Genomic DNA, 24,272 nt, shown 5'->3' on the forward strand with positions numbered 1-24,272 from the left:
GCGGACGCGAAGGCCGACGCCGAGGCCGACGCCGAGACGGAGGCTGCTCCGGAGGCCGGGGCGAAGGCCGAAGCCAAGGCCGACACCGGCACCGACGCCAAGGCCGACAGCGAGGCGGACGCCGACGGGGCTTCCGCCGAGGCGGAGTCCGAGGTGAAGTCCGAGGGCGCCAAGTAGCGCCACAGCGCGACCGACAGGAACGGCCGGTCCCCGTGGAGGGGGACCGGCCGTTCCTGCATGCCGGGACGGGTCCGCCGCCCGAGCCGGTCCCGTCGGCATTCCGCCGGCAAGGCAACGTATGACGACAAACCGCCATACACCCTGGCGAAACCCCCACCCCCACGCCCCCTAGGGGATGTCACAGCTCAGCCGCAAAGGCCCCGTTTCCACCGGCCCGGCCACCACCGCCCGCCGGAGCAGGTACTTTCGATCACGTGGCTGGATTCAGGATCGGACGGGGCCGGGACGACAACCGCCCCCCGCAACAACCCCCGCACGCCCCGCGGCAGCAGCCGTACGGTCAGCAGCAGGCGCCCCAGGCGCAGGCGCAGGCGCCGTACGGCCATCAGCCGTACCCGCCCGCCGGCGGCCCGCCGCCCCAGCAGCACTGGCCCCAGCCGGGTGGCGGCGGCCACGGGGAGCCCGAGTACTTCGACCCGTACGGCAGCGGCCACCACCAGCAGCCGCACCACGCGGCCCCGCACGAGCCCGCGTACGCGGACAACCCGGGCCACACCCAGGCCTTCTCCCTCGGCGAGGACCCGTACGGCCAGGCCGCGACCTACCACGCCGGGGCGGCCGCGGCCGCCCCGGCCGGGCCGCGCCTGCACTGGAAGGACCTGCTGCGCGGCATCGTGCTGAGGCCCGGGCCGACGTTCCTCCAGATGCGCGACTACGCCGTCTGGGGTCCGGCGCTCACCGTGACCTTCATCTACGGCATGCTCGCCGTCTTCGGGTTCGACAAGGCCCGCGAGGACGCGATCAAGGCGACCCTCACCCAGGCGATCCCGATCGTCCTGAGCACCGGCGCGGCCTTCGTCGTCTGCGGCCTCATCCTGGGCGCGGTCACCCACACCCTGGCCCGCCAGCTGGGCGGCGACGGGGCCTGGCAGCCGACCGTCGGCCTGTCGATGCTGGTCATGTCCGTCACGGACGCCCCGCGCCTGCTGGTGGCGGTGTTCCTGAGCGGCGACAACATGGTCGTGCAGGTCCTGGGTTGGGCGACCTGGCTGGCGGCCGCGGCGCTGTTCACCTCGATGGTCAGCAAGTCGCACGACCTGCCCTGGCAGAAGGCGCTGGGCGCGTCCGCGATCCAGCTGGTCGCCCTGCTGTCGATGATCAAGCTGGGCATGCTCTGAGCCCTGACCTCATGGCCGGACAGCCGGCCCCCGGGACACGGGAAGGGGCCCGTCGCGCAGTGTGCGCGACGGGCCCCTTCCCGTGGGTCCCGGGCGTCAGGCGTCGAGGATCTGGCCCTCGCGCTTGACCACCGGCGGCTCCGTGGACCACGGGAACTCGATCCAGTCGTCCGTCTTCTTCCACACGTACTCGCACTTCACGAGCGAGTGCGACTTCTCGTAGATCACGGCCGAGCGCACCTCGGCGACGTGGCCGAGGCAGAAGTCGTGGACGAGCTTGAGCGTCTTCCCGGTGTCGGCCACGTCATCGGCGATGAGGACCTTCTTGTCGGTGAAGTCGATCGCCTCGGGCACCGGTGCCAGCATGACCGGCATCTCCAGGGTGGTGCCCACGCCGGTGTAGAACTCCACGTTCACGAGGTGGATGTTCTTGCAGTCCAGCGCGTAGGCCAGACCGCCGGCGACGAACACCCCGCCCCGGGCGATGCTGAGGATGATGTCCGGCTCGTAACCGTCGGCGGCGATGGTCTGCGCCAGCTCTCGGACGGCGCTGCCGAACGCCTCGTAGGTCAGCGTCTCGCGTACTTCGCTCATGCCTCGTGCCTCACCTGGGTGCGGTGGAAGTTCTGGAAGGAGCGCGAGGCGGTCGGCCCGCGCTGCCCCTGGTACCTGGACCCGTACCGCTCGCTGCCGTACGGGAACTCCGCGGGCGAGCTGAGGCGGAACATGCACAGCTGCCCGATCTTCATGCCCGGCCAGAGCTTGATCGGCAGGGTGGCGAGGTTCGACAGCTCCAGGGTCACGTGGCCCGAGAACCCGGGGTCGATGAAGCCGGCCGTCGAATGCGTCACCAGGCCCAGGCGGCCCAGGCTGGACTTCCCCTCCAGTCTGGAGGCGATGTCCTCGGGGAGCGAGATGACCTCGTACGTCGAGGCGAGGACGAACTCGCCCGGATGCAGGATGAAGGCCTCGTCCCCCTCCGGCTCGACCATGCGCGTCAGATCGGGCTGCTCGATCGCGGGGTCGATGTGCGCGTAGCGGTGGTTCTCGAAGACCCGGAAGAACCGGTCGAGGCGCACGTCGATGCTGGAGGGCTGCACCATCGACTCGTCGAAGGGGTCAATGCGAACCCGTCCGCTGTCGATCTCGGCCCGGATGTCTTTGTCGGAGAGAAGCACGTCCCGAGGATACGCAGAGCGCGCGGGCCGCCCCCAATCGAGAGCGGGCCCGCGCGCCTCCGGAACCCGGTGCGACGTCCCTACCGCTTGACGCCGCCCACGGGCACCGCGTGCCTCAGCCGCGCGCACCGCGGACACCGCAGCAGCCGCCCCGGTCCGATCCGGCCGGCACCGAGGTGCTGCAGCGGGAAGGAGGCGGTGCTGAAAACGTGCCCTTCGGCACAACGGACGACTGTGCGCTCCATCGAGTCCCTTTCCCCAACGAGCCGTACTGCGATGAATCGCCACATTAGGGGATGATCGGGACCCACTCCAGCCGCCGCTCCGCACCCCAAAGGTACGCCCCAACTCCCGCACCCGTGACGCCTGGTGCCCCGTCCGGACGACCTCGACCCGACGGGTGGATTCACCGGGGGTCGATCATGGGGTACAGTGTGCAACGGTAGGGATCCAGGCAACTGGACCACTCTGCGGATGTAGTTTAATGGTAGAACATGAGCTTCCCAAGCTTATAGCGCGGGTTCGATTCCCGTCATCCGCTCCATGACAAAGCCCCAGGTCAGCGACCTGGGGCTTGTTTGTTGTCTAGACCTATCGGGGCCCGCGTGCCATTCGCGTGCCATAACTGCCCTAACGGGGCATCAGGTTGATGTGTGCCCCGCGTGAGGATCACCTCGCCCGAGCGGCCCGACCGGACGCCGGCGCCGAGGGCACGAACATTCGCCCGGTCCCAGTCGGGCTGGGCCGCCCGCCGTCAGCAGGCACCCGCTGGAGCCGGACAGTGGCGTCGATGTCGGCGGCGAGCCTGCGCTGGTGCTCCTTGGTGGAGTGCTGATAGATCAGCTGGGCCCGCTCCGAGGACTGGCCCGCACGGACCATGAGGTCCTTCAGCTTGGCGCCGGTGTCGGCGGCGAGGGTGTTTCCGGTGTGGCGCAGGTCGTAGAAGCGGAACTCCTTCGGCATGCCGACCGCATCGCGGGCCTTGCGCCACTTCCGGCCGAAGGACGTACCGCGTAGGGGTGCGCCCTTCTCCCCCACGAAGACGAGACCCTCGGGCCCGTCCTGCGCGAACCACTCCAGATGCCGGCGGACGTCCAGGAGGACGAAGCTGGGCAGCATGATCTCCCGCTTGCCCGCACGGGACTTGGGATCCCCGACCACCCTGCGGCCCGTGTTCAACTCCGGGGCGGCCCTGCGTACGCGGACCGAGCCCGCGTCGAGATCGACGTCGGCACGTCGCAGCTCGGCCAGTTCCTCCGGCCGCATGGAGGCGAAGGCCCCCAGCAGGACCATCAGCCGCCAGCGGATCCCGATGGCGTCGGCGAGCGCGAAGACCTGCTCGACGGTGGCAACGGGCCGTTCGTCGGCGTCCTCGCGCCCCGCACCTCGGATCGAGCACGGGTTGCGCCGGATCAGCTCGTCCTCGACCGCCGTCTGCATGATCGCCTTCAGCAGCCGGTAGGACTTGGCCGTCGTGGTCTTGCCGGTCGCCTTCAGCCGTTCCGCGCGCCAGGTCCTGACCTTGGCGGAGCTGATGGCGTTCACGTACTCCTCCCCGAAGGACGGCTCCAGGTGGAGACGTAGGAGCCGCCGGTACAGCTCGTCGGTGGTGGCCGCGATGCCCCGCTCCTCGATCCAACGCAGGGCGTACTCGGCGAACAGCACCTCGCCGGCGGTCGGGTCGATCCAGTCGCCACGGGCCTGGTCGGCCTGAATCTGGGCGAGGAACAGCTCCGCTTCCCGCTTGCTCTCGTACGTCTGCGGAGCGGGTCGCAGCACGCCGTCCGTGCCGGGGTAGCGGGCTTGGTAGCGGCCCGAGGGGAGAGTACGGATCGCGCCGAAGCTGCGGCGAGGGGCCCTTCTGCGGGAGCGCGCCACTCAGACCACCAGCCCATAGCCGGCGCGGCGCCCGCGGACGGGCTCGACGGTCCGCTCGGCGATATAGGCGGCCAGCACGCTGTCGGCGATGCGGACGTGCTTGCCGAGCTTGACGTAGCGGATACGCCGCTCGGCGATGAGGCGGCGGATAAAACGCACGCCGGTACCGAGGCGCTCTGCGGCTTCTTCGACCGTGAGCAGACGGTCGTTTGCCGTCACCTCCTTCACGGCACTGGATTCCTCGGCAATTGATGTCCGACTCTTCCCGCCCGCTCCATCGGCGGCGAGGATTTTTCGGGCAGGGGTTATCGGCGATCGACGCAAGAGTGTCCTCTCGTGAAATGGGCAGGGGTACGACAAGAGGCGGGACGGCGGGCGTACCGGCAGCACCAATGGTCTGGAGAATCCCCGGTTTCGGAAACCGGGGATCGTCGTCTATATTTCGCCCACTCCAGCCGCCTGGGGACGCTCCGGCTCGTTCATGAGGAAGGTCTGGGGCGGCGTTCCGAGGGCGGCGGCGATGGCGACGAGGTCGTCGACATCGCAGCGGCGGACAGTGCGCTCTATGCGGGAGAGCGCGGTGAAGGTCATGGGTCGACCGAGGGCGCGGATGCGGGCGGCGAGCTGGCGCTGGGAGTATCCACGGGCGACACGGGTGCGCTCGATGGCGCGGGCAGCGGATCGGCCGGCGGGTCCGATTTCAAGAGATCGTGGCGGCATTGGTGTGTTGTAGCTTCCGCCGCGGCCCTATGGGAACCCATTTCCTGTCTGCCGTCAGCGATGCACTCACTGGTGGGCGGCAGCGATTTCGGTGACCGGGATTCAGGGCCTACGGTTCTGGGGCTGGAAACCCTTCAGGAGTTTTAGAGCCAGCTCTGGACTTCTGGACCTGGTGTGTGGCTGTGTTGTCCACGCACCCCGGCCACGCCGGATTTCCCTTCCCAATTACCGAGAGGTGACCGCTAGCGCGGCACCGGCAAAGGAGCCGCCCCCTTGATGCCCAATACCCCTGACCCCACCACCGCCCCGCCCAAGGCGGTCTGGCCGCCGGTGGCCGTACCCGGGCAGCCCGATGCCCACCGGACCGTCCAGGAGGACTCGGCCGCGGAACCGAAGGCTTCACTGCCACAACCCGTCTCCGCTCCGATCGGTCCCCGCACGCAGGGCGACCAGGTGCTGGCCGATCTGGCCGCGCAGATCGAGCGGTACGTGGTTCTGCCGAGCCCCGAGGCGCTCACAGCGGTGACGCTGTGGGTGGCGGCCACGCACCTGCAGTCGGTCTGGCAGCACGCGCCGCGCCTGGCAGTGGTGGGTCCGGCGAAGCGGTGCGGCAAGTCGCGCCTCCTCGACGTGATCACCGAGACCGTCCACGACCCACTGATCACGGTGAACGCCTCGGCGGCGGCGATCTTCCGGTCGATCGGCGAGTCGGATCCGCCGACCCTGTTGGTGGACGAGGTCGACACGATCTTCGGCTCGGCGAAGGTCGCGGAGAAGAACGAGGAGCTTCGGGGCCTGCTCAACGCGGGCTTCCAGAAGAGCCGTTACACGCTGCGCGTCGCCGGACCGAACCACGAGGTGGTCCGCTTCCACACCTTCGCGATGGCCGCCCTCGCCGGCATCGGCGATCTGCCCGACACGATCATGGATCGGTCCGTGGTGATGCGGATGCGTCGCCGCCGGAACGGCGAGACCGTCTCGGAGTTCCGCGCCTTCCGCGACACCCCTGCCCTGCACGCGGTACGCGACCGCCTCGCCGCGTGGCTGCGCCCGCGAGGCAAGGAAGCGATCGGGCTGATGCCCGTCTCCATGCCGGTGGAGGACAGGGCCGCGGACACCTGGGAGCCGCTGGTCATCATTGCCGACCTCGCCGGAGGCGACTGGCCCGAGCGTGCCCGAACCGCGTGCCGAGGGATGACCGCGCATGAGGCCGCCCTCGACCAGGACAACTCGCTGCACACCCGCCTCTTGGTCGACATCCGCCGCGCCTTCGCAGCCTGTGGCGACCCGGCTGCCCTGCCCACCAGGACGATCCTCACCATGCTCAACCGTGACGAGGAGGCCCCCTGGGCCAACGACGGCGCCCAGGGCCTGATCCCGCGCCGCCTGCAGATCCTGCTGGATCCCTTCGCCATCAGATCGTCTACGCGCCGCTTCCCCGAGGGGACCCAGGCCAAGGGCTTCACCCGCGCCCAGTTCATGGACGCCTGGGACCGGTACTGCCCGTCCGAAACCCCGTCGGAGCCCTCCGGGACGTGACCGTCCCGACCCGTCCCACTCGTATCAGCGCAGGTCAGCGCGGGGACGAGTCGCAAGGGCGGGACGGGTGGACCCGTACCACTCGCCACGTCCAAGAGCCGTCGGCCAGCTCCGCGCCACCCGCCTCTTTCGCACTCGTCCCCCAGGCAGGTCAGCGCAGGGACGGCTCACCGCGCTGGGACGGGTCCAACCCGTACCGCTCTGCGACCCGTACCACCTCTGACCAGGCATGGGACGAGTGGGACGAGTCTTCATCCGCCACGGCCGTCACCGCTGGCAGCCGCCTCCACCACCTCTGGGAGCCCCACGCTTGCCCTCGCACAACCCCGCCTCCACCTCCTCTGCCCAGCCCTTCCGGGTATCCCTGGCCGAGGCGATCCGCACCGGAGTAGCCCTGATGGCCATGGCCGCGTTCGCGCTCTCCTACGACGCGCTGCGCCAGATGGCCGCCGCCAGCCACATCCACCCCGCTCTCACATATGCCTTCCCTCTGGTCATCGACGGGTTCATCGCCATCGGCATCGGAGCCCTGCTCGTGCTGCGGACCGTCCACTTGCGAGCCCGCCTGTACGTGGCCAGCCTGGTGAGCCTGGCCACCGCCACCAGCATCTGGGCGAACGTGCTCCACGCCGTCCGCCTCAACCAGCAGACCGGCCACGCGGGGCTCCTGCTGGACGACGTCACCGTCGGCGTCATCTCCGCCATCGCCCCGCTCGCCTTGGCCGGAGCTGTCCACCTGTACCTCATCGTCCAGCGCCACCCGGCACACCTGGAGCCACAGATCCCGGCCCCGACGATTAACAGGCCCATGCGCCCCCGGCCCGGACGGGGCACCGCTGCTGCGCCCGAACCGCAGCCCGCTGAAAAGGTGGCTCAGCCACAACTCGAGCAAGTGGCTGAGGCCGGGAAGCCCCCCGTCGAACGCTTCGGCCAGACCGTCGCCACCTTCGAGCAGGTGGTCGAGATCGGGCGCGCGGCCCCGCGGGGCCGCGGCGGCAGGGTCTCGCGCCGCCGCATCGAGGAGGCCGTTCGCGCCAAGGGCCTGGGCGCGGGCAAGGACCTCCTCGAAAGGGCCAAGAAGGATCTCCAGGCAGAACTCGATGCCGCCCAGGCAGACGCTGCCTGACTCCCACCACCGCTGCCCGCTGCACGGAACACGCGAAGGGGCGGGGCGCTCGCCCCGTTCCCCCGTCGTCTCCCCATCGCACCGCCGGCATCCGAAGCCCCCGACGATGCACGAGCAGCACACCCTCATCGCCAACGACCGGCGGCAGCCCGAACCGCTCGACCTCGTTCCAGCTGGAGCAAGTTATCGGCTAAGACACTCTTCCCCGTCGGGGAAGCGCGTCTTAGCCGATCCCGCCCCTGGGGTGGCGGGAGCGGACCGGAGCCAGGGGGCACCGGTCCACCAAGCAGCGACCGAGGGCGGATCGCAGCCGAAGTCCGAACCCCCGGCGCAAGCGCTCCCGAGGCGGACGGGAGCCCGAAGGCCGCCGCCATCACTGGCAGCGGCCATGTTCCTCAGGGAGCACAGCAGGTGTCCCCGGAAGCCCGCCCAAGCCGTTCATTGACCAGGCATCAGCGATCGAGAGCCGCGTCGAGGTGTTCTTGTACCGGCGCGAACAGACCGTACGGGACGTACTGCGGGATCTCGGCGTGGGCTACCCAGGCGACTTCGGCCAGTTCGTCGGTATCCGCGACATGCGCGTTTCCACCGAGCACCTTGCAGGCCGTGTAGGACATCAGCCGACCAGTGTCCGGGTGGACCCGCTCACCCAGTAGCCGTACCGACTTCACTATCAGACCTGTCTCCTCCTGGGTCTCGCGCACGGCTGCATCCTCCCGGCTTTCGCCAGGCTCGACCTTGCCTGCGGGGAATTGCCAGGAGAGCCTGCCCTCGCTAACGCGACGCCGCACCATGAGCACGCGGCCCTTGTGCACCACGATGGCCGCGGCGACACCCGGGCGCTCCCCGGCATTCTGCTGCGTCACGTCTACTCCTCCAGGACGGCCAGGATGGATGGGAAGGACATATGGACGGGGATGATCCGGGTGGCTGTCTAGGCAGACGGTGCGCCGCTGCGTCGGTGGCGTCCCCGCCCCCTGACAGCGGTTCTGGCCTCCCGTCCGCACTCGGGTCGGTCGGTGGGACGAGCGGGCTCATCGTGGCGACGGATGGAGCACCAGACACGTTCCTGGAGCTCTGCGATGCAGGGGCCGCAGGCGTACATGGGCGCCTGGGCTCCGGCCACACTGACCGGGCCGATCCACAGGACGCGGGTCCATCGCTGTCCGCAGTACAGCCAGCACACCCCTTCGACCCACTCGTTGCCGTCGTTGGTGGTCGGCGGCTCGGGCAAGCCACCGCGAGCGAACTCGGCGATGCCGGGGACTGCCAGGTGGTGCGGTAAGCCTTGCTCGGTCAGCACCGGCTCACCTGTCCTGTCCGCCGTCAGTCGCAGACACGGGCATACCCACCGGGGCTCCTTCGTCAGCGCTGAGGTCGAAGCTGCCGGTCGGTGCCCACTCGTGCTCCAGGATCGAGTAGGTGATCGAGTCCCGCCAGGCTCCGTGGACGAAGACGTGGTCGCGGATCCGCCCGTCCTCGGTCATGCCCGCCCGCAGGAGGGTACGCGCCGACGCCTCGTTGAGCGGCGAACGTGCGGCCCATATGCGGTGCAGGCCCAGGGCCTTGAAGCCGAGCGCGCAGAGCACGTGGACGATTTCCATGCCGAGGCCCTTGCCCCACTCAGCGGGGTTCAGGGCGAACCCGATGGTGGCCGCCTGCTGGGGTTCGGTCGCGAGGCGCGCGTAGCCGATCAGCCGGTGTTCACCGCGCGGGGTGATGGCCAGGCAGTACTCGGTCCGGGGCGTGTCCTTCGCGGAGCCGATGGACCGGTCGACGATCGCTTGGACCTGGTCGGGGGTGCGGGGCTCGAAGCTGAGGTGCCGGGTGGCCTCGGGGTCGCCGTAGATGGCCAGGAGGTCGGCGGTGTCCTCGGGTTCGACTTCGCGCAGTGCCAGGCGGGGGCCGGCCAGGTGGACTGGGGTCATGGCTGCGGAGCCTACCTGCGGGGTCACCGGACGAGGACGGACGTCGGGGTGGCCGTGAAGGCTTCGATCTCCTCGCGGAGGCCGGCCGCCGCCGCGCCTCGGTTGCGCCTGCCGTCGGCCTGGAGCGCGGCGTGGACCCGCTGGGCGCTGCTGGTGATGCCGAAGTTGCGCTGCTCGACGGGGAGGTCGAGTACCGGCTGGACGGCTTCGATGGCGCCTTCGATCTCGCCGCGGGCGATGCGCGCGAGGGCGAGGTCGGTCTGCGCGCCGGCCTCGTCGCCGAAGGCCCATTCTTCTTCCGTGGCGGTGCGGTACGCGGCGACGGCGGCCTCGGACTGGCTCTCGCCGAGAGCGGGGTCCTCGCCGAGGTGCACGGTGGCCTCGGCGACGTAGTACAGCTGCCGGGGCACCGAGAAGGTCATGATGCCGCCGAAGGCATCGAGGTCGTCGGGTTCGGCGGCCGTACGGGCTTCCTCGGCCTGCTGGATAGCGGTACGGGTGGCTTCGCCGTCGCCGAGGAGGGCGTGGGCGCGGGCGGAGAGGCAGGCCAGCCAGACGCTGGTGGTGCCGCGAACGTTGCCCGCCGCACCGAGCCCGAGGGTGGCGTAGTCGGCGGCCTCGGACGGGCGCCCGGCCCAGTAGGAGATGAGCGACTGCAGGGAACGGACCCAGGCGCGCATCGCGTGGTGGTCGGCGTTGTCGGCGCAGACGAAGGCGGTGCGGGCCTGCATCATCGCGGCACTGGGGTTGCCCAGGTCGTGGCTCGCTTTGGCGAGCATGCCGGAGGTGATGCCGGCGAGCAGATAGAGATCGCGGGCCTGCAGGGGCTTGACCCGGCCGTGCTCGAGGAGCCGGAAGGTGAGGTCCTGTACCTCGACCAGGTCGCCGAGCAAGGTCGGCAACGCGAGCCTCGGGTAGGCGACGGTGAGCCGTCGCACTTCGTCATGGATCTGGCCCAGGGTCTCCGGGCCAATGCTGCTGCCCTCCGCCAGGGCGGTGAACCTGAGCGCACGACGAGCCGCCATCGCGACCTGCCTTTCCAATTCCGTGGTGCCCGCGTCGAGGCGGGACTCGCTGCTGAACGGGCCACCAGCAGGCAGTGCCGCTGCCCGCTCGGAGGGGAGAAGGACAGGAACTGGCCGTGGCGGTGGGACGACGATCGGGGTATCGACCGCAGGCGCGGGAACAAGAAGACGATCGACGCTGACGCCGAACATCGCCTCCAGCACTCGGCACTGGTCCGGGTAGGGGCGGGTCTTGACCGCACCGCCGTACCAGCGCTCGAACTGCCGCTTGGAGACCGACAAGCCCTGAAGCCGGCGGTCGTTCTGCTCCTCCGCGACCGTGTTCGCGGTCGCTTCGAACCGGAGGCGGAATGTCTCGTAGACCTGCCAGTGCCGCTGCAGCGTCAAGACCCGTAAGAGCGTGGGAGTTTCAGCCACCGCAGATCCTCTCCGTCCCCGTTCGCCTGGTCTGACGATAGCCATGGCCGATCAGCGGGAAACCCGTTCGGCCGCTCTGCGGCTCAGATGACGGCAGCCATGACGGCAGTCATGACGCATGACGTCATCATCCGTCGCACCAGGCCTCGACGAGGGCGGCTCCATGACGGCGGCGACGTCGTATCCATGCCTCGGCGCCCGCCCCATGCTGAACGCACTTCGCTTTACGTGTCGCTCTGACCGCAATGCGTGAGATCGACGGCTGTTCGTCAGCAGTCCGGCTCGATCACCCCATCCAGCACCACGCGCACACCTGTCCGCTGCTCGGCGGGCCGGGAACGGGAGGGAACCGATGGAAACTCCGACCGCTCTGGCAGGGCAGATCGCCCAGCTGGACGCCGTGGACTCCGCCCAGCTGGAGCGGATGCGCCACGAGGCCCTGACGGCCCAGGCGCCCTGGAAGGCGGAGTACGGCGCCTACCAGTCGGGCGGCTGGTGGACGACCTCGCTGATGAATGCCTCCGGTAACGCCGCCGACGTGACAATCGGCGACTGCGCGGCCAGGCCGACGGACCTTCTGGCGCAGATGCCGGACACCGCCGCGTTGCTGGCCGAGCTGGGTCTGAACTACATGTGGGTGCGGCTCGCCCGCCTGGAGCCCAACGCCTTCCTGTGGGAGCACCGCGACTACGACGAGCTCGACCAGGTGGAGCGGCACCGGCTGCACATCCCGCTCCACACCAACTCCTCGGCGTACCTGGTCACCGGCGGCACCAAGGTCCACATGACCGGCGGGCGGATCTGGCGGCTGACGCCGACGTACGCCCACGGGGTCTGCAACCTGCTCGGCCCGGACCGGATCCACCTGATCGCCGACGTGTACGCCGACGACGCCTACCGGCGCCTGGCCCGGCACCCCTCGCTCCACCCGGCCGCTGCCGAGCCGCTCCCCGCGATCAACGAGACGATCACCGCCGAGCGGCTGCAGGCCGCCCGCGCCATGGCCGACCTGGGCTACACGGAGGCGGCCGAGCGCATGCTGCTGCGGCTCTTCTACGCCTACGCCCTGCCGGAAGGCGCGGTCTACGACCTGATCGCCGAGCTCCACACCTCGCTCGGCGACGAAGAGGCCGCGACGCGCTGGGCTACGGCCAAGCGCCGCCTCCTCGCCCTCACCGCCTGACCACCCGCAAGTCCAACCCGCCGGAATCCGAACGGAGGACGCGCATGCCCACCCTGTACCTGGCCGAACTCACCCACGCCAACCGGCCGGCCCAGCTACCGCTCCTGTCGAGCCTCGCCGACATCCTGGCCACCTCGCAGGCCGTCACGCACCTGATGGTTCGCGGCTCGCTGGCCCACGGCACCGCCGACCGCCTCTCCGACGTCGACTTCGTCGTCGGCATCCACGACGCCCAGCTGCCCGCGTTCGTGAAGGCCCTGGACGACCTGATGACCATCGAGGCCGGCGCCCTGCTGCCCGGCTGGCGCGACACGATCGTCGCCGACCTCGGCGGCGTCGGGATGGTCTTCCTCGTCCCGGACGACGGCAGGCTGCACCAGATCGACCTCTACCTCGTGCCCGCCACCCACATCCCGCGCCTGCGGGCAGCGGTCGCCACCGCCTCGATCCTCGACCGGGAGCCGACACCCGCCGGCCCTGAGGCGGTCCTGACGGCCGAGCGCTTCGCCGCCGAGTTCCTCGCCCGGCCGCGCACGTGCACCGAGCTGCTGATCGAACACCTGGTGCTGGCCGTACTGCTGCACAAGCGCATCAAGCGGGGCCAGCGATTCGTCGCGTACTCGGAGTGGCATCGGCTCCACACCGCGACGAAGGACCTCATCAAGGCCGCCCTGGCCCCGGCGTCCCGGTTCTGGGGCTGGTACCAGCTGCGCGAGGAGATCGCCGTCACCCCGATCGGCCGGGCCTGCCTGGGCGACCTGGATGCGGCGATCGGCGGGCCGGCCGTCCCGCTCGCCGAGGACGTGGACGCGGCCATCGCGCGGATGCTCGCGCTGGTCGAGCGGGCCTGCCCCGAGGCCCTCGACGGGCTGGGCGACTCGATCGCCGCCTACCGCACCTACCAGGAGTTGGTGTGAACGCACTCCACCTCGCGGGCCCGGCCACCAGCTGGGCCCGCGAGGGCCTGACCGCCGTGTTCTTCGGTGGCGTCGTCCCCGCCTCAGCTGAGGAGGAGCGGCTGGCCGAGGAGATCGGCCAGGCCGTGGCCCGGGCCGGATACTCGCTCCTGCACGGCGGCTACAACGGGCTGATGGAGGCCGCCGCCCGCGGAGCGAGCTCCGAAGGAGCCCCGGTCACCGCGGTCACCCTGACCGGAAAACACGACGAGTGGGGATCCTTCAACCCGCACGTCACCAACTCGATCCACCTCCACGACCTCGGCGCGCGGATCAACCACTACCTGAGGTACGCCGATCTGATCGTCGCGATGGGCGGCGGCGTCGGCACCCTGCACGAGCTGACCGCCGCCCTGTACTACGCGACCACCATCCGGCCCGTACCGATCTTCCTGGCCGGGCCGGCTGCCCTCCGACTGCTCGCGTTCCTGCGGCAGGAGAAGTGGCTGTACGAGACCCCGACACGACCACTCGGCTTCCTCACCACCGTCGAATCCGCCGACGCCTTCCGCACCTGCCTCGCCACGCTGGACACAGCCCCGATCGGAGAAGCATGACCGCCAGCACGACGCCGGCCGGCCTCACCGCCCGGCTCGCCGAAACCGCCTGCGTCACCGCCCCGTTCCAGCTCGCCGACGGCGCCCGGCTGGATGCCTACTTCGACGAGTACCGTCTGGCCGCCGACCCCGCACTCCTGCGCGACACCGCCGCCGCCCTGGCCGGCCTCGTGCCTGCCGACGCCCAACTGCTGGCCGGGATCGAGCTCGGCGGCGTCCCCCTCGTCGTCGCCCTGTCCGCCGCCACCGGCCTGCCCGCCGTCTTCCTGCGTCGCCGGCCCAAGGGCTACGGATCCCGGCGACAGATCGAGGGCGCCGCCCACGCCGGCCGCCGCACCGTCCTCGTAGACGACGTGGTCCGCTCCGGCGGCCAGCTGCTGAAGATGGCCCGCACCCTGCGGATCGCCGGCGCTCCGGTCACCGACGCGCTGTGCGTACTGGAGCGCCCGCTCGGAGGGCGCATGCTGCTGGCCGAGCACCGCGTCACCCTGCACTCCCTGCTCACCGAGGCCGACCTGCCGCCCTCTCAAGGTGGTGCTGCCGCGTGAAGCGGGCCGTGCTCTTCGACCTCGACGGGGTCCTCCTCGACAGCCATGCCGCCCAACTCGCCACCCTGGCCGGGTTCGCGACTTCCGCGCTCGACCGCCGCGTCACCGTCGCCGACCTCCCCGCCGACGCGGCGACCGTGCCGCGCCAGCAGGTCCTGGCGGAACTCGGACTGAGTGGAGCGATCAACGACGACGGCTGGGACGCGGCCACCGCGACGGCGAGCCTCCAAACCGAGGTCTTCCCGTTCGTGGGCGAGACCCTCACCGCCCTCCGGGCCGCAGGTGTCACCACGGGCATCGTGACCCTCCGAAGCCGCCGCAGGGTCGGCTGGCTGCTGCCGCCGGACATCCTCGACTTGATCGACACCGTGGTCTGCTTCGAGGACGCGGCCCCCAAGCCCGCGCCCGACGGGCTGCTCCTCGCCCTGCGGCAGCTCGACGTCGCACCGGAGGGCGCCGTGTTCGTCGGTGACACGGAGCTCGACGTCCACGCCGCCCGGGCGGCAGGCGTACGAGTCGTCGGGGCGGGATGGGGCTTCGCCGGTCCCGAGGCCCTCAGCCGGGCCGGCGCCGACCTCGTCCTGCCGCACGCGGCAGCGCTCGCCGACGTACTGCTCCTCCTTCTGGCGGGAGCCGCGCCTTCCCACCAAATCATCAAGCGATCTTGATGCCTGACCCGCTACTCTGGGTGGTGCAGCGCGCACAGGATGACTGCATCCATGTGGGCTGCTGCACCACCTGTGAGCAACGGATCAGGAGTCATGGTCTACACCGTGGGGGCGCGAGCTATCTGCGTCGAGCTGGAGAACTGAGAACCCTCAGTCCCTGTTCTCGGCCCGGCTCGGCGTGTGATCAACCCCCACCTCTCCACGACTCTTTCCGTGAGGGCCACACCACCATGCGCTCGACGCAGATCCGCTCCACCTTCCTGGACTTCTTCACCTCGCGCGGCCACCGCCAGGTCCCGTCCAGCCCGCTCATCCCCTCCGACCCGACCCTGCTGCTCGCCAACGCCGGCATGAACCAGTTCAAGCCCTACTTCCTGGGCGAGGTCACCCCGCAGTACCCCCGCGCCACCACCATCCAGAAGTGCGCCCGCACCTCCGACATCGACAACGTCGGCCGCACCAACCGGCACGCCACGTTCTTCGAGATGATGGGCAACTTCTCCTTCGGCAACTACTTCAAGGCCGACGCCATCGCCTACGCCTGGGAACTCCTCACCCAGGGCTACAACCTGGAGAAGGACCGCCTCTGGATCACCGTCTACGAGGACGACGACGAGGCCGAGCAGCTGTGGCGGAAGATCGGCGTCCCCGCCGAGCGCATCCAGCGCCTGGGCATGGAGGACAACTACTGGTCCATGGGCGTCCCCGGACCGTGCGGCCCCTGCTCGGAGGTCAACTACGACCGAGGGCCGGCCTTCGGCCGCGAGGGCGGACCCGCCGTCGACGGCGAACGCTACGTGGAAATCTGGAACCTCGTCTTCATGCAGTACCAGCGCGGCGAGGGCGACAAGAAGGGCAACTTCCCGATCCTCGGCGAGCTCGCCCAGCAGAGCATCGACACCGGCCTCGGCCTCGACCGCCTCGCCGCCATCCTCCAGGACGTCGAGAACGTCTGCACCACCGACCTGCTCATGCCCACCATGAACACCGTCCGGGAGCTCGCCGGCCGCGACTACCCCGGCAACGGCGAGGAGAAGGTCTCCTTCCAGGTCGTCACCGAGCACGCCCGCTCCATCGCCTACCTCATCGCCGATGGCGTCCTGCCCTCCAAGGACGGCCGCGGATACGTCCTGCGCCGCCTCATGCGCCGGGCCATCCGCCACGCCCGCCTGCTGGGCATCGACCAGCCCGTTCTCGCCCCCGCCACTGCCAGCGTGATCGCCAACCTCGGCGACGTCTGGCCGGAGCTCACCGACCAGGCCAACCTCATCGAGCAGGTCGTCACCGCCGAGGAAGATTCCTTCACCCGCACCCTCACGCAGGGCACCCGGCTGCTGAACGCCGCGATCACCCGCACCCGGGAGAGCCACTCCGGCTCGCTGCGGGGCGAGACCGCCTTCGAGCTCGCCGATACCTACGGCTTCCCCCTGGAGCTGACCGTCGAGGCCGCCCACGAGGCCGGCCTGACCGTCGACGAAGACCGCTTCGCCACGCTGCTGGACGAGCAGAGGAAGCGCGCCAAGACCGGCGGCAAGGCCAAGACCGCCGAGGCCCTGCGCCGCCAGGACACCTACCGGGAGCTGTCCGCCCACCTGCCGCGCACCGACTTCCTCGGCTATGAGCACCTCACCTCCGAGGTCACCGTGCTCGGCCTGATCTCCGGCGGGGCCGTCACCACCAGCGCCCCCGAGGGCTCCGACATCGAGTTCGTCCTCGACCGCTCGCCCTTCTACGCCGAAGCCGGCGGCCAGGTCGGCGACACCGGCACCCTGCGCACCGAAGACGGCGCCCTGCTGCGGATCACGGACAGCCAGTACGGCCTGGAGGGCTTCCGCGTCCACAGCGCCCGCGTCCTCGAAGGCGAGCTCCGCACCGGGGCGAGGGGCGAAGCCACTGTCGACGCCGACCGCCGCAAGGGCCTCATGCGCTCCCACTCGGCCACCCACATCCTGCACGCCGTCGTGCGCACCACCCTCGGCGACCACGCCCGCCAGCAGGGCTCCCTCGTCGAGTCCGACCGCCTGCGCTTTGACTTCGCCCACTTCTCCGCCGTCACCCCCGACCAGCTCGCCCGCATCGAGGCCGCCGTCAACGGACACGTCCTCGACGACCCGACCGTCCGCGCCTGGCACGCCGACCGCGCCGAAGCCGAGAACGCCGGCGCCATCGCCCTGTTCGGCGAGAAGTACGGCGACACCGTCCGCATCGTCGACATCGGCGACTTCTCCCGCGAACTGTGCGGCGGCACCCACGTCGCCCACGGCTCCCAGGTCGGCGCCTTCCGCCTGCTCAGCGAAGGCTCGATCGGCTCCAACCTCCGCCGCATCGAAGCCCTGACCGGCCACGGCGCCCTCCACCACCAGGACACCGAGCGCCGCCTCCTCGACGAGGTCTCCTCCCTCCTCAGCACTCGCCGCAAGGACGCCCCCGATACCCTCCGCAAGCGGCTTGACGCTCTCAGCGCCGCTCAGCAAGACCTCGCCCGCCTCCGCGAGACCGAGCTGCGGAGCCGAGCCCAGCAGCTCGCCGCTTCAGCCCGCCAGGTCGCCGGCGGCCGGATCGTCACCCAGAAAGTGACGGACCTCGGCCCCGACGAGCTCCGCGCTCTGGCCGCCCACACCGCCGATCTCCTCAACGGCGACCACGCTGTCGTCGTCTTCGCCACCGGGCACACCGGCAAGGCCCATCTCGCCGCCGCCGTCACCCGCAGCCTCCACGACACCGGCATCCAGGCCAGCGAGATCCTCACTGCCGCCGCCCGTACCGTCGGCGGAGGAGCCGGAGGCAAGGGCACCGTCGCCAGCGCCGGCGGGCGCCGCACGGAGGCCCTCGACCAAGCGCTGGCCATCGCCACCGAGGATGCCGCCCGCGTCCTCGGCCGGTAGCACCGGAGAGCCCCAGCCACCGTTGTCGGCGTCTCCCCTCGCGGGAGGCGCCAACAACCCTCGTCACCGCCCGCGTCCGCCCGCCGACAGATCCTTTCGCAGGACCACGCTGTCGTAGTTCGTCACATCCCACCGCCACGTCCCGACCCGCACGTAGCCGCGGCGGCCATACCAGCCGACCAGCTCGGCAGCATCGGCAGACGTGTCGATGACCACGGCATCCGAGCCCAGCGCAGCGATGCGTTCCTCCGCCAAGGACAGCAGCCGCTGCCCAAGACCCGATCCCCGGAGCACGGGGTCCACGGCCAACTGCCAGAAGGACCCCGAGCCGTCCCCGGCCGGATACCCCTCCGGGACCTCGTGTGGAGCCGCCACCGTCACGGTGCCCACCAGCTCGCTCCCTTGCAGCGCCACCCAGCACTCACCCCGGCCCAGCCTGTAGGCCGTGTCCCGCACCGATTGGTACGAAGCGAAGAAGACCCGGCCATCAGCGGCATGGTCGGCGTAGGCGCGGTGAAGCAGACGGGTCAGTGCCGCAACGGAGTCGCCTTGGGCGAACGGTCTCACCACGACCGTCTGCCGACCGCTGAGCCGCATCGACGCACCTATAGATGGCCTGTCCACACGATCAAGTATCGGTCGTGGAGCGACATGGCGCCCGCTGAGCTGCGAGGACGCCCCTCCACGACGGGTAGGCCGCCGCGCGGCCGATGATGCTCTTGGGACGCGCTTCCCAGCATCGTCACAGGTCCGACCCCGCCTCCTGCGTGGCGCTGATCCGCCGGCACTCCCCCAAGGAGCACCAGCGCAGGCTTGGCGCCACGTCCGCATCCGCCCCGGGTCGGGGGCGGGAACTTAGCTGCTGACCTGAGTCTCCAGGCTGCTCATACGTCCATTCACCCAAGGCGCGCACACCCCTTCGTCCGTTGCAGTGAAGACAAGAACACCTGTTGCCACACGTCCGTCATGATGCGCTGCATGGTGGAGAGTGAACTCGGTTCCGGACTCATCAGCTTGGCTGCCCGCGTCCGCGACACCGCCAGGCGCGAGCGGGACGCGGGGCCAGCAGAAAAAGCAAACCGTGTCCGGGCTGCAGCCAGTACACGCCACGAAGCCGTCCAGTTCCTGGCCCAGGCGTGCGGCACCCTCAGAGAATGGCCTTCGCCTCACCGTGTCGGGGCCGAGGCGGCCGATGCCGCCTTGGCCATCTACAAGGTCGCTCGCGCGGAGGGCATGCGCATGCTGCTGCCCTTCTTGGAAGGCTCAGCAAAGAAGAACCTGATCTCCGCCGTCTTCGTGGCCGAAGCGACCGACGCCCTCTGCGAAGCCGAACAACGCCCACAGGTGTACGGGACCATCCCCAAGTACCCGGTGGCAGATTCGGCCCGCCTAGACAGGCTCCGTGCGCAAGTTGGGCTGCCCACCTTCGGCCCCACCGTGAGGCGGGCCAGCGTGCCCACGCCCTCCCCCGCCCCCTCGCTCAAACAGTTCCCCAACGGATTCGACGTCCTCCAAGGGCTGCTCACCGACCTGCCGGCCGTCCCTTCCCTACCGCGGGTGGTGCGGCCTACCGTCGCCAGCAGCGAGCCCTGGGGCTGCGCCTACTGTTGCGGCAAGGCGGATCCTGGTTCTACCGAGCTGGATATCCGGGGCCGTGTCTGGAGGATCTGCAATCTGTGCGAAGGCGTAGAAGACACGCCGCAGGCACGCCTGCTGGACGTCCTTCTCGCGGCGGGCAACGTCGGCGAAGCCACGGCTCGAGCCACAGCCGCGACAGCTCGTGATCAAGGGTGGCGGGTGCCCCTGCGCTACGAAGACGCCAAGGCCCGTCCCAACCACCGCCCTCAGCCTCGCTGGGCAAACGTGCCTGTTGCGATCGTCGCCAAACTCGTTGCCTACGCCGAGCAGTGGCGCCTTGATCGGCCAGGGGTACCTGCGTCAGATCAGGTGGATCAGTCGAAGACCGCCGGACAGCCGGCGCAACACCCCCTGCCGACTCCACCCGAAGACACCACCCTCTCCCACTCCACTGAGAGTTGCACCTCATCGGACACGATCTGGGATGGGCAGTCCTGGCGCTCACCACTGCTGCGGAGCAAGCGGGCGATCGAAATGTTGTCCTGGCCCCCGCACACACCACTGACACGGCTCCAGGTCTCGCGGGCCCTGCAGACAGGTGAGGGCAACCTTGACCGCAACGGCCTGCAGGTCAGCACCGTCGCAGAACTGCGGAGGGTATTCGCCGATCCGCCGCAGTGGCTGTGCGACTTCCACACTCAGCGTGAACAGGAACGAGCGGCCAATTTCGCCTGGCAGACGGGGACAGCCCCCCGCGCCGCCACGGCGCCATCGCACATCCCCACCCCTCCGAAGGCCGATCCCGGAACCAGCACCACCGACGTCCCGGGGCCCCGAGACGCGGGAGTACCGCATCTGGCACCGCACCCCGACATGCTGATTTCACCGAAAGCAGCCCAGGCGTTGTCCCAACCGCCCAGCACGCCGTTGAAGCCAGGGCGCGCAGCGAAGCTCCTGCAAACTGCCTTCGCCACGATGCAGAAGAACCACCTCGACGTGCCAACCGTCGGTGCACTCGCCACCGTGGTCAATTCGCCGCCACCCTGGCTGCTCACCTTCCATCGCAAGCTCGCAGCGGAGCGTCGGCTGAATCTCGTACGCCAGTCATGACCAGCGGCTTGTGCCACCCAGCACCTTGAGCCACATCAGAAGCTGCGGGCCAGCCGCGCCAGTACGAAAGAGGTCCGACCAATGGGCCGAGCGAAGTTCAACAAGCCCCGTCGTCCCAGACTCCCAAGGCAGGAACGAATCATGGCTGTTCCCACCGCCGGATTGTCCTACGACAAGCCCACCGGGTACGTCATGCCGATGATCCGCGCAGGAATGATCGAGACACCGCGCGAAGGGCGGCCCCGCGGCGAGGCTCCCGAGATCGCCGTCCTGGGCGATTGCTTCCAGCAGTTCCAGCACGAAGGTCTACAACGCCTGGTCATGGATCTGGCTTGCACTGCGGCCGAGGCCACGATCATGTTCTCCGAGCACAGCCCGCTCAGCCCTCTCGAGCTCCTCCAGCACTTCTCCGCCCAGCACGCCGTCGACATGGCCACTGACCGAACCCTGAAGGATGGAGACGTCGTCTGGGGATACGTCCCCTCCATGGTGCGTCCGATCTTCGAGCCGGACACCCGGCCTGGAATGGCCGAGGTGCTCTTCGAGATCGACAGGAAGTACGGCTTCCACACGTCGATGGACTTCCTCGTCGCCTTGGCCTACTACTCGGGTGCGGTGGCCCGGCGGCTGGCCGAAGCAACGGGCCGCAGCGCTGACGAGGTCCTGCAGGAGCTGGAGAGGCGTGCCCAACCGATCTGGGCAGGACTCGACGCGTTCGACACGCGCGACTACATGACCACATGACGCGCAGCAGGCAGTGGTCCCATCCAGGGTGGCTCGCACTTTGCGGAGCCCAGACCACTCGCCCTCACCTCACTCTCTGTCGATCCCGCGGTGTGTGTCAGAGGCGCGGTCTACGCTCGCTGGATGGACCAGAACGAGGTCGTAAAGAAGGTCGTGGCCATCCTGACGGAGGCGTACGAGGATTTCCGCGAGCCCGGACCCGCCGCGGCGTCCGATACAGAGGAACGGGACTTGATAGGCCAGTTCCTCACCGAGGCCATGCCCAAGATCGAACTCTCAGGCGACGACTCCCTGGAGGAGATCGCCGAACGGGTCGGGCGCGAAATGGGCATGGCGGTCACACAGCTGGCCGCAGCGTTCGCCTCGGCCTACATACAACTCGCCCTGGTTCACGATGACGGCGATCCGGCCGTCCCATCCGCCCAAGTGCTGAGGGACATGGCCATACGGGCCGAGACGTCAGAGGGTGGCGCCTGAAGCCCTCTGACGCCGGCACAAGAACGAACGTTCAGCAGCCGCCCGTAGGGACAGGGGCAGGGGCATCGACACCAACCTGCAGAGTGGCTGACGCCGGCGCGGCACAGCAGCCACCGCCGTCTTCGGCCGCCTCCGGCTCGTCGAAGAGACCGGCTCCACCGCAGACACCGGTTTCCGGGAGGGCCGGGTTCCGGACCATCGGCACCCGGGAACGGATCGGCCGTCACCACGGCGTCTGGCGCGACGTGATCCTGTTGGAGCGCCGTAGTTCCGTGGCCGCCCGGAAGAGGGTCTCGGCAAGAACAGGTACGGCGGCGTCGATGGACACAGGGCCGCGGGCAGCAGCCCGCCAATACGCAGGCATCAGGACCGCCCGAGTACACGACGCCAGTCCTGCGGGAAGCCGTGCCACAACGTGCCAGTAGAGGCGGCTAACAGCGGTCAACAGAGGGCCCTGCGAAACACCCGGTAAGGCGCCACCAGCACCCATTTCCCCAGGTCAGACACCACGAGCAAGCCCAAGTACCGGGTGATTCCCAAGCTTATAGCGCGGGTTCGATTCCCGTCATCCGCTCTTCCAAGAAGGCCCAGGTCGGCGACCTGGGCCTTCTTCGTTGTCCAGACCCGTTCGGGCACGGCCTCCACACTGCATTGTGAATATGCGGATATCTGCGCCGGCGGACAGAGATTTTGACCAGCGCCCCGGGGAAGGTTTTTGTCGGCGGCACACGGGATCGAAAAAGCGGACGCACTCGGGCCGCAACGGCGTGCTACTGTCGGATCAGTTGCAGTTTTGGTACCCGCATATTCCAGGCGCCCCGTCGGCCCCATGCCAGAGGGAAGCGTTTTGCATTCCGGTCATTTTCCGGGCAGGGGATCATCGCGGCGACACGGTGTCCGCACAGTGCGGATTCCGCTGCACTGCCCCAAGGAGATATGACATGGCCGCTGGCACCGTGAAGTGGTTCAACGCGGAAAAGGGTTTCGGCTTCATCGAGCAGGAGGGTGGCGGCCCTGACGTGTTCGCCCACTACTCGAACATCGCCGCCCAGGGCTTCCGCGAGCTCCAGGAGGGGCAGAAGGTCTCCTTCGACATCGCACAGGGCCAGAAGGGCCCGACGGCCGAGAACATCGTTCCCGCCTGACCCTGACGCGTCATGCGCAGCCGGGGCCCGCATCCTTCGGGGTGCGGGCCCCCGCTGTGTTCATTTCCCAGGGCTTCCGCATCTCCGGCTGGTTCCAGAAATTCGGGAATTCACCCTGCCCGGGGCGACCACCCCGGCGTCGCCCCCTTGTCGGGGATTTCGCCGGGCTCGGACCGCCGGGACGTCACGGCCCGTGAAGTCGTCCGCGCCGTGACCGGAATAATCGGCTTCACCTGTCGCATTCTCCCGCAGGCACCGCGTAGCGGGGCGGGGTCAGTGATCGGAGTAGCTGACGTCGCCCATGGTCCAGGCGCTGATGTCCGCGATCGAGACGCGGTACATCCCGCCCGTCTCCGGGATCCCCACCGTGCCCTGGAGGATCCGCGCCAGGTGGAAGTGCAGGTGCGTGGGCGGCCCGTCCTTCGCCGTCGCGCCGGCGAACACGGCGGAGAACTCGGCCAGCCGGTCGGAGTCGGCCAAGACCTCCGAGACCCGCTGCCGCCACACCGCCTCGGGGGCCAGCCGACCTGTGATCACGGCGCCCCCGGCCACGACGGTCAGGGACATCTGGTTGCTCCGCCCGGACTCCACCAGCCTGGCGACGTCAACGAGCAGCTCGTCAATCTTCGACATGGAACCCGATCCTAGGGGGCACCCCGCCCCGTCCACAGGCCGTCCTGCCGGGTGGAGGCGGTCTTCGGTCAAGCAGCTGCGATCCCCGCAGAAGACCGGCGCTTCATCAGGCCGGCAGGTGGTGTAGTAGTTCCCTCAGGGCCCTGGTGCCAGCACTGGCACCAGGGCCCCTGCGCGTTTCCCGGAGAGGTGCAATGACAGCAGACGACTCGTACGACCGTCTCGACGACGACGACTACCCCGCCTACACCATGGGCCGGGCCGCCGATCTGACCGGCACCACCCAGGGCTTCCTCCGCGCCATCGGCGAGGCCCGCCTGATCACCCCGCTGCGTTCCGGGGGCGGCCACCGCCGCTACTCGCGCTACCAGCTCCGCATCGCCGCCCGTGCCCGCGAACTCGTCGACCAGGGCACCCCGATCGAGGCCGCCTGCCGCATCATCATCCTCGAGGACCAGCTCGAGGAGGCCCAGCGCATCAACGCCGAGTACCGCCGCGCCGCCGGGTCCGACACGCCCCCGGAGCAGGCCTAAGGCACCACGGGCCCCCAAGGCCCGGGTCGGCGATCCGGGCCTCGTCGTGCTCCGGAGGCGGCCGTCAGTCCGGTGCGGGCCTCCGC

Annotated in this window: 24 protein-coding genes, 1 tRNA gene and 2 pseudogenes; 16 read left to right on the forward strand and 11 right to left on the reverse strand. The window is 69.5% G+C overall.

Annotation, left to right across the window (positions count from 1 at the left end):
- Positions 1–434: 434 nt before the first annotated feature.
- Positions 435–1,358: a Yip1 family protein gene (locus tag AB0469_RS04700; RefSeq protein WP_366449857.1), complete on the forward strand. Its 924-nt coding sequence runs from the start codon at positions 435–437 to the stop codon at positions 1,356–1,358.
- A 96-nt stretch (positions 1,359–1,454) separates the two neighbouring features.
- On the opposite strand, the gene AB0469_RS04705 is transcribed toward AB0469_RS04700, so the two are convergent.
- Together AB0469_RS04705 and dcd are read right to left on the reverse strand one after the other, a co-directional pair.
- Positions 1,455–1,952, reverse strand: coding sequence for a phosphoribosyltransferase (locus tag AB0469_RS04705; RefSeq protein ID WP_362144003.1), 498 nt, complete (start codon positions 1,950–1,952; stop codon positions 1,455–1,457).
- The gene (gene dcd, locus AB0469_RS04710) at positions 1,949–2,536 is read right to left on the reverse strand and encodes a dCTP deaminase (RefSeq protein WP_007265045.1); all 588 of its coding nucleotides are present in this window, start codon (positions 2,534–2,536) and stop codon (positions 1,949–1,951) included. Before dcd ends, AB0469_RS04705 begins: the two co-directional genes overlap by 4 nt.
- A 470-nt stretch (positions 2,537–3,006) precedes the next feature.
- On the opposite strand from dcd, the gene AB0469_RS04715 reads away from it, so the two are divergent.
- Positions 3,007–3,080, forward strand: a tRNA-Gly gene (locus AB0469_RS04715).
- Between the two features lie 125 nt (positions 3,081–3,205).
- On the opposite strand, the gene AB0469_RS04720 is transcribed toward AB0469_RS04715, so the two are convergent.
- The 3 genes from AB0469_RS04720 to AB0469_RS04730 form a co-directional block, all read right to left on the reverse strand.
- Positions 3,206–4,414, reverse strand: coding sequence for a site-specific integrase (locus AB0469_RS04720; RefSeq protein ID WP_366449859.1), 1,209 nt, complete (start codon positions 4,412–4,414; stop codon positions 3,206–3,208).
- On the reverse strand, positions 4,415–4,633 hold the full coding sequence (locus tag AB0469_RS04725) for an excisionase family DNA-binding protein (protein ID WP_366449946.1): 219 nt from the start codon (positions 4,631–4,633) through the stop codon (positions 4,415–4,417).
- Between the two features lie 216 nt (positions 4,634–4,849).
- The gene (locus AB0469_RS04730) at positions 4,850–5,134 is read right to left on the reverse strand and encodes a helix-turn-helix transcriptional regulator (RefSeq protein WP_366449861.1); all 285 of its coding nucleotides are present in this window, start codon (positions 5,132–5,134) and stop codon (positions 4,850–4,852) included.
- Between the two features lie 276 nt (positions 5,135–5,410).
- Between AB0469_RS04730 and AB0469_RS04735 the strand changes: the two genes are divergently transcribed.
- Both AB0469_RS04735 and AB0469_RS04740 read left to right on the forward strand, forming a co-directional pair.
- The gene (locus tag AB0469_RS04735) at positions 5,411–6,673 is read left to right on the forward strand and encodes a DUF3631 domain-containing protein (RefSeq protein WP_366449862.1); all 1,263 of its coding nucleotides are present in this window, start codon (positions 5,411–5,413) and stop codon (positions 6,671–6,673) included.
- 397 nt (positions 6,674–7,070) lie between these two features.
- Positions 7,071–7,799, forward strand: coding sequence for a DUF2637 domain-containing protein (locus AB0469_RS04740; RefSeq protein ID WP_366449947.1), 729 nt, complete (start codon positions 7,071–7,073; stop codon positions 7,797–7,799).
- 452 nt (positions 7,800–8,251) lie between these two features.
- Here the strand turns inward: AB0469_RS04740 and AB0469_RS04745 are convergent, their stop codons facing one another.
- The 3 genes from AB0469_RS04745 to AB0469_RS04755 form a co-directional block, all read right to left on the reverse strand.
- Complete coding sequence (locus AB0469_RS04745) at positions 8,252–8,665, reverse strand: NUDIX hydrolase (RefSeq protein ID WP_366449863.1); 414 nt, start codon at positions 8,663–8,665, stop codon at positions 8,252–8,254.
- Between the two features lie 441 nt (positions 8,666–9,106).
- Positions 9,107–9,727, reverse strand: coding sequence for a GNAT family protein (locus tag AB0469_RS04750; protein ID WP_366449864.1), 621 nt, complete (start codon positions 9,725–9,727; stop codon positions 9,107–9,109).
- Between the two features lie 23 nt (positions 9,728–9,750).
- The gene (locus tag AB0469_RS04755) at positions 9,751–11,169 is read right to left on the reverse strand and encodes a hypothetical protein (protein ID WP_366449865.1); all 1,419 of its coding nucleotides are present in this window, start codon (positions 11,167–11,169) and stop codon (positions 9,751–9,753) included.
- Positions 11,170–11,521: 352 nt separating this feature from the next.
- Between AB0469_RS04755 and AB0469_RS04760 the strand changes: the two genes are divergently transcribed.
- From AB0469_RS04760 to alaS, 6 genes are all read left to right on the forward strand, one after another.
- Positions 11,522–12,352 carry an aspartyl/asparaginyl beta-hydroxylase domain-containing protein gene (locus AB0469_RS04760; RefSeq protein WP_366449867.1) on the forward strand — a complete coding sequence of 277 codons (831 nt, stop codon included), beginning with the start codon at positions 11,522–11,524 and terminating at the stop codon, positions 12,350–12,352.
- Positions 12,353–12,396: 44 nt separating this feature from the next.
- Positions 12,397–13,269, forward strand: coding sequence for a hypothetical protein (locus AB0469_RS04765; RefSeq protein ID WP_366449868.1), 873 nt, complete (start codon positions 12,397–12,399; stop codon positions 13,267–13,269).
- Positions 13,266–13,865 (forward strand): LOG family protein, encoded by a 600-nt coding sequence (locus tag AB0469_RS04770; protein ID WP_366449869.1) that lies wholly within the window; start codon positions 13,266–13,268, stop codon positions 13,863–13,865. Before AB0469_RS04765 ends, AB0469_RS04770 begins: the two co-directional genes overlap by 4 nt.
- On the forward strand, positions 13,862–14,413 hold the full coding sequence (locus AB0469_RS04775; protein WP_366449870.1) for a phosphoribosyltransferase family protein: 552 nt from the start codon (positions 13,862–13,864) through the stop codon (positions 14,411–14,413). Before AB0469_RS04770 ends, AB0469_RS04775 begins: the two co-directional genes overlap by 4 nt.
- A complete protein-coding gene (locus AB0469_RS04780; RefSeq protein ID WP_366449871.1) occupies positions 14,410–15,081 on the forward strand; it encodes an HAD family hydrolase in 672 nt (223 codons plus the stop codon). The genes AB0469_RS04775 and AB0469_RS04780 overlap by 4 nt, the downstream gene beginning before the upstream one ends.
- A 230-nt stretch (positions 15,082–15,311) precedes the next feature.
- On the forward strand, positions 15,312–17,966 hold the full coding sequence (gene alaS, locus AB0469_RS04785) for an alanine--tRNA ligase (protein ID WP_366449872.1): 2,655 nt from the start codon (positions 15,312–15,314) through the stop codon (positions 17,964–17,966).
- A 63-nt stretch (positions 17,967–18,029) separates the two neighbouring features.
- Here alaS and AB0469_RS04790 read toward each other — a convergent pair whose 3' ends face one another.
- Positions 18,030–18,563 carry a GNAT family N-acetyltransferase gene (locus tag AB0469_RS04790; RefSeq protein ID WP_366449873.1) on the reverse strand — a complete coding sequence of 178 codons (534 nt, stop codon included), beginning with the start codon at positions 18,561–18,563 and terminating at the stop codon, positions 18,030–18,032.
- Between the two features lie 381 nt (positions 18,564–18,944).
- On the opposite strand from AB0469_RS04790, the gene AB0469_RS04795 reads away from it, so the two are divergent.
- From AB0469_RS04795 to AB0469_RS04805, 3 genes are all read left to right on the forward strand, one after another.
- A complete protein-coding gene (locus AB0469_RS04795; protein ID WP_366449874.1) occupies positions 18,945–20,654 on the forward strand; it encodes a hypothetical protein in 1,710 nt (569 codons plus the stop codon).
- A 141-nt stretch (positions 20,655–20,795) separates the two neighbouring features.
- Entirely contained in the window at positions 20,796–21,398 is a 603-nt protein-coding gene (locus AB0469_RS04800) for a hypothetical protein (RefSeq protein WP_366449875.1), read from the forward strand.
- Positions 21,399–21,521: 123 nt separating this feature from the next.
- Positions 21,522–21,875 carry a hypothetical protein gene (locus AB0469_RS04805; protein WP_366449876.1) on the forward strand — a complete coding sequence of 118 codons (354 nt, stop codon included), beginning with the start codon at positions 21,522–21,524 and terminating at the stop codon, positions 21,873–21,875.
- Positions 21,876–21,906: 31 nt separating this feature from the next.
- On the opposite strand, the pseudogene AB0469_RS04810 reads toward AB0469_RS04805, so the two are convergent.
- Positions 21,907–22,056, reverse strand: a pseudogene (locus AB0469_RS04810) (flavoprotein); the annotation flags it as partial.
- On the opposite strand from AB0469_RS04810, the pseudogene AB0469_RS04815 reads away from it, so the two are divergent.
- Together AB0469_RS04815 and AB0469_RS04820 are read left to right on the forward strand one after the other, a co-directional pair.
- Positions 22,055–22,144, forward strand: a pseudogene (locus tag AB0469_RS04815) (N-acetyltransferase); the annotation flags it as partial. The pseudogenes AB0469_RS04810 and AB0469_RS04815 sit on opposite strands and share 2 nt — an antisense overlap.
- A 672-nt stretch (positions 22,145–22,816) precedes the next feature.
- Positions 22,817–23,020 carry a cold-shock protein gene (locus AB0469_RS04820; RefSeq protein ID WP_030747648.1) on the forward strand — a complete coding sequence of 68 codons (204 nt, stop codon included), beginning with the start codon at positions 22,817–22,819 and terminating at the stop codon, positions 23,018–23,020.
- Between the two features lie 273 nt (positions 23,021–23,293).
- Here AB0469_RS04820 and AB0469_RS04825 read toward each other — a convergent pair whose 3' ends face one another.
- Positions 23,294–23,653, reverse strand: a complete 360-nt coding sequence (locus tag AB0469_RS04825) for a hypothetical protein (protein ID WP_366449877.1) — start codon at positions 23,651–23,653, stop codon at positions 23,294–23,296.
- Positions 23,654–23,847: 194 nt separating this feature from the next.
- Between AB0469_RS04825 and AB0469_RS04830 the strand changes: the two genes are divergently transcribed.
- Positions 23,848–24,186: a MerR family transcriptional regulator gene (locus AB0469_RS04830; protein WP_366449878.1), complete on the forward strand. Its 339-nt coding sequence runs from the start codon at positions 23,848–23,850 to the stop codon at positions 24,184–24,186.
- Positions 24,187–24,272: the final 86 nt, after the last annotated feature.

The sequence above is a fragment of the Streptomyces sp. NPDC093801 genome (genome assembly GCF_040701585.1).
Taxonomy (GTDB): domain Bacteria; phylum Actinomycetota; class Actinomycetes; order Streptomycetales; family Streptomycetaceae; genus Streptomyces.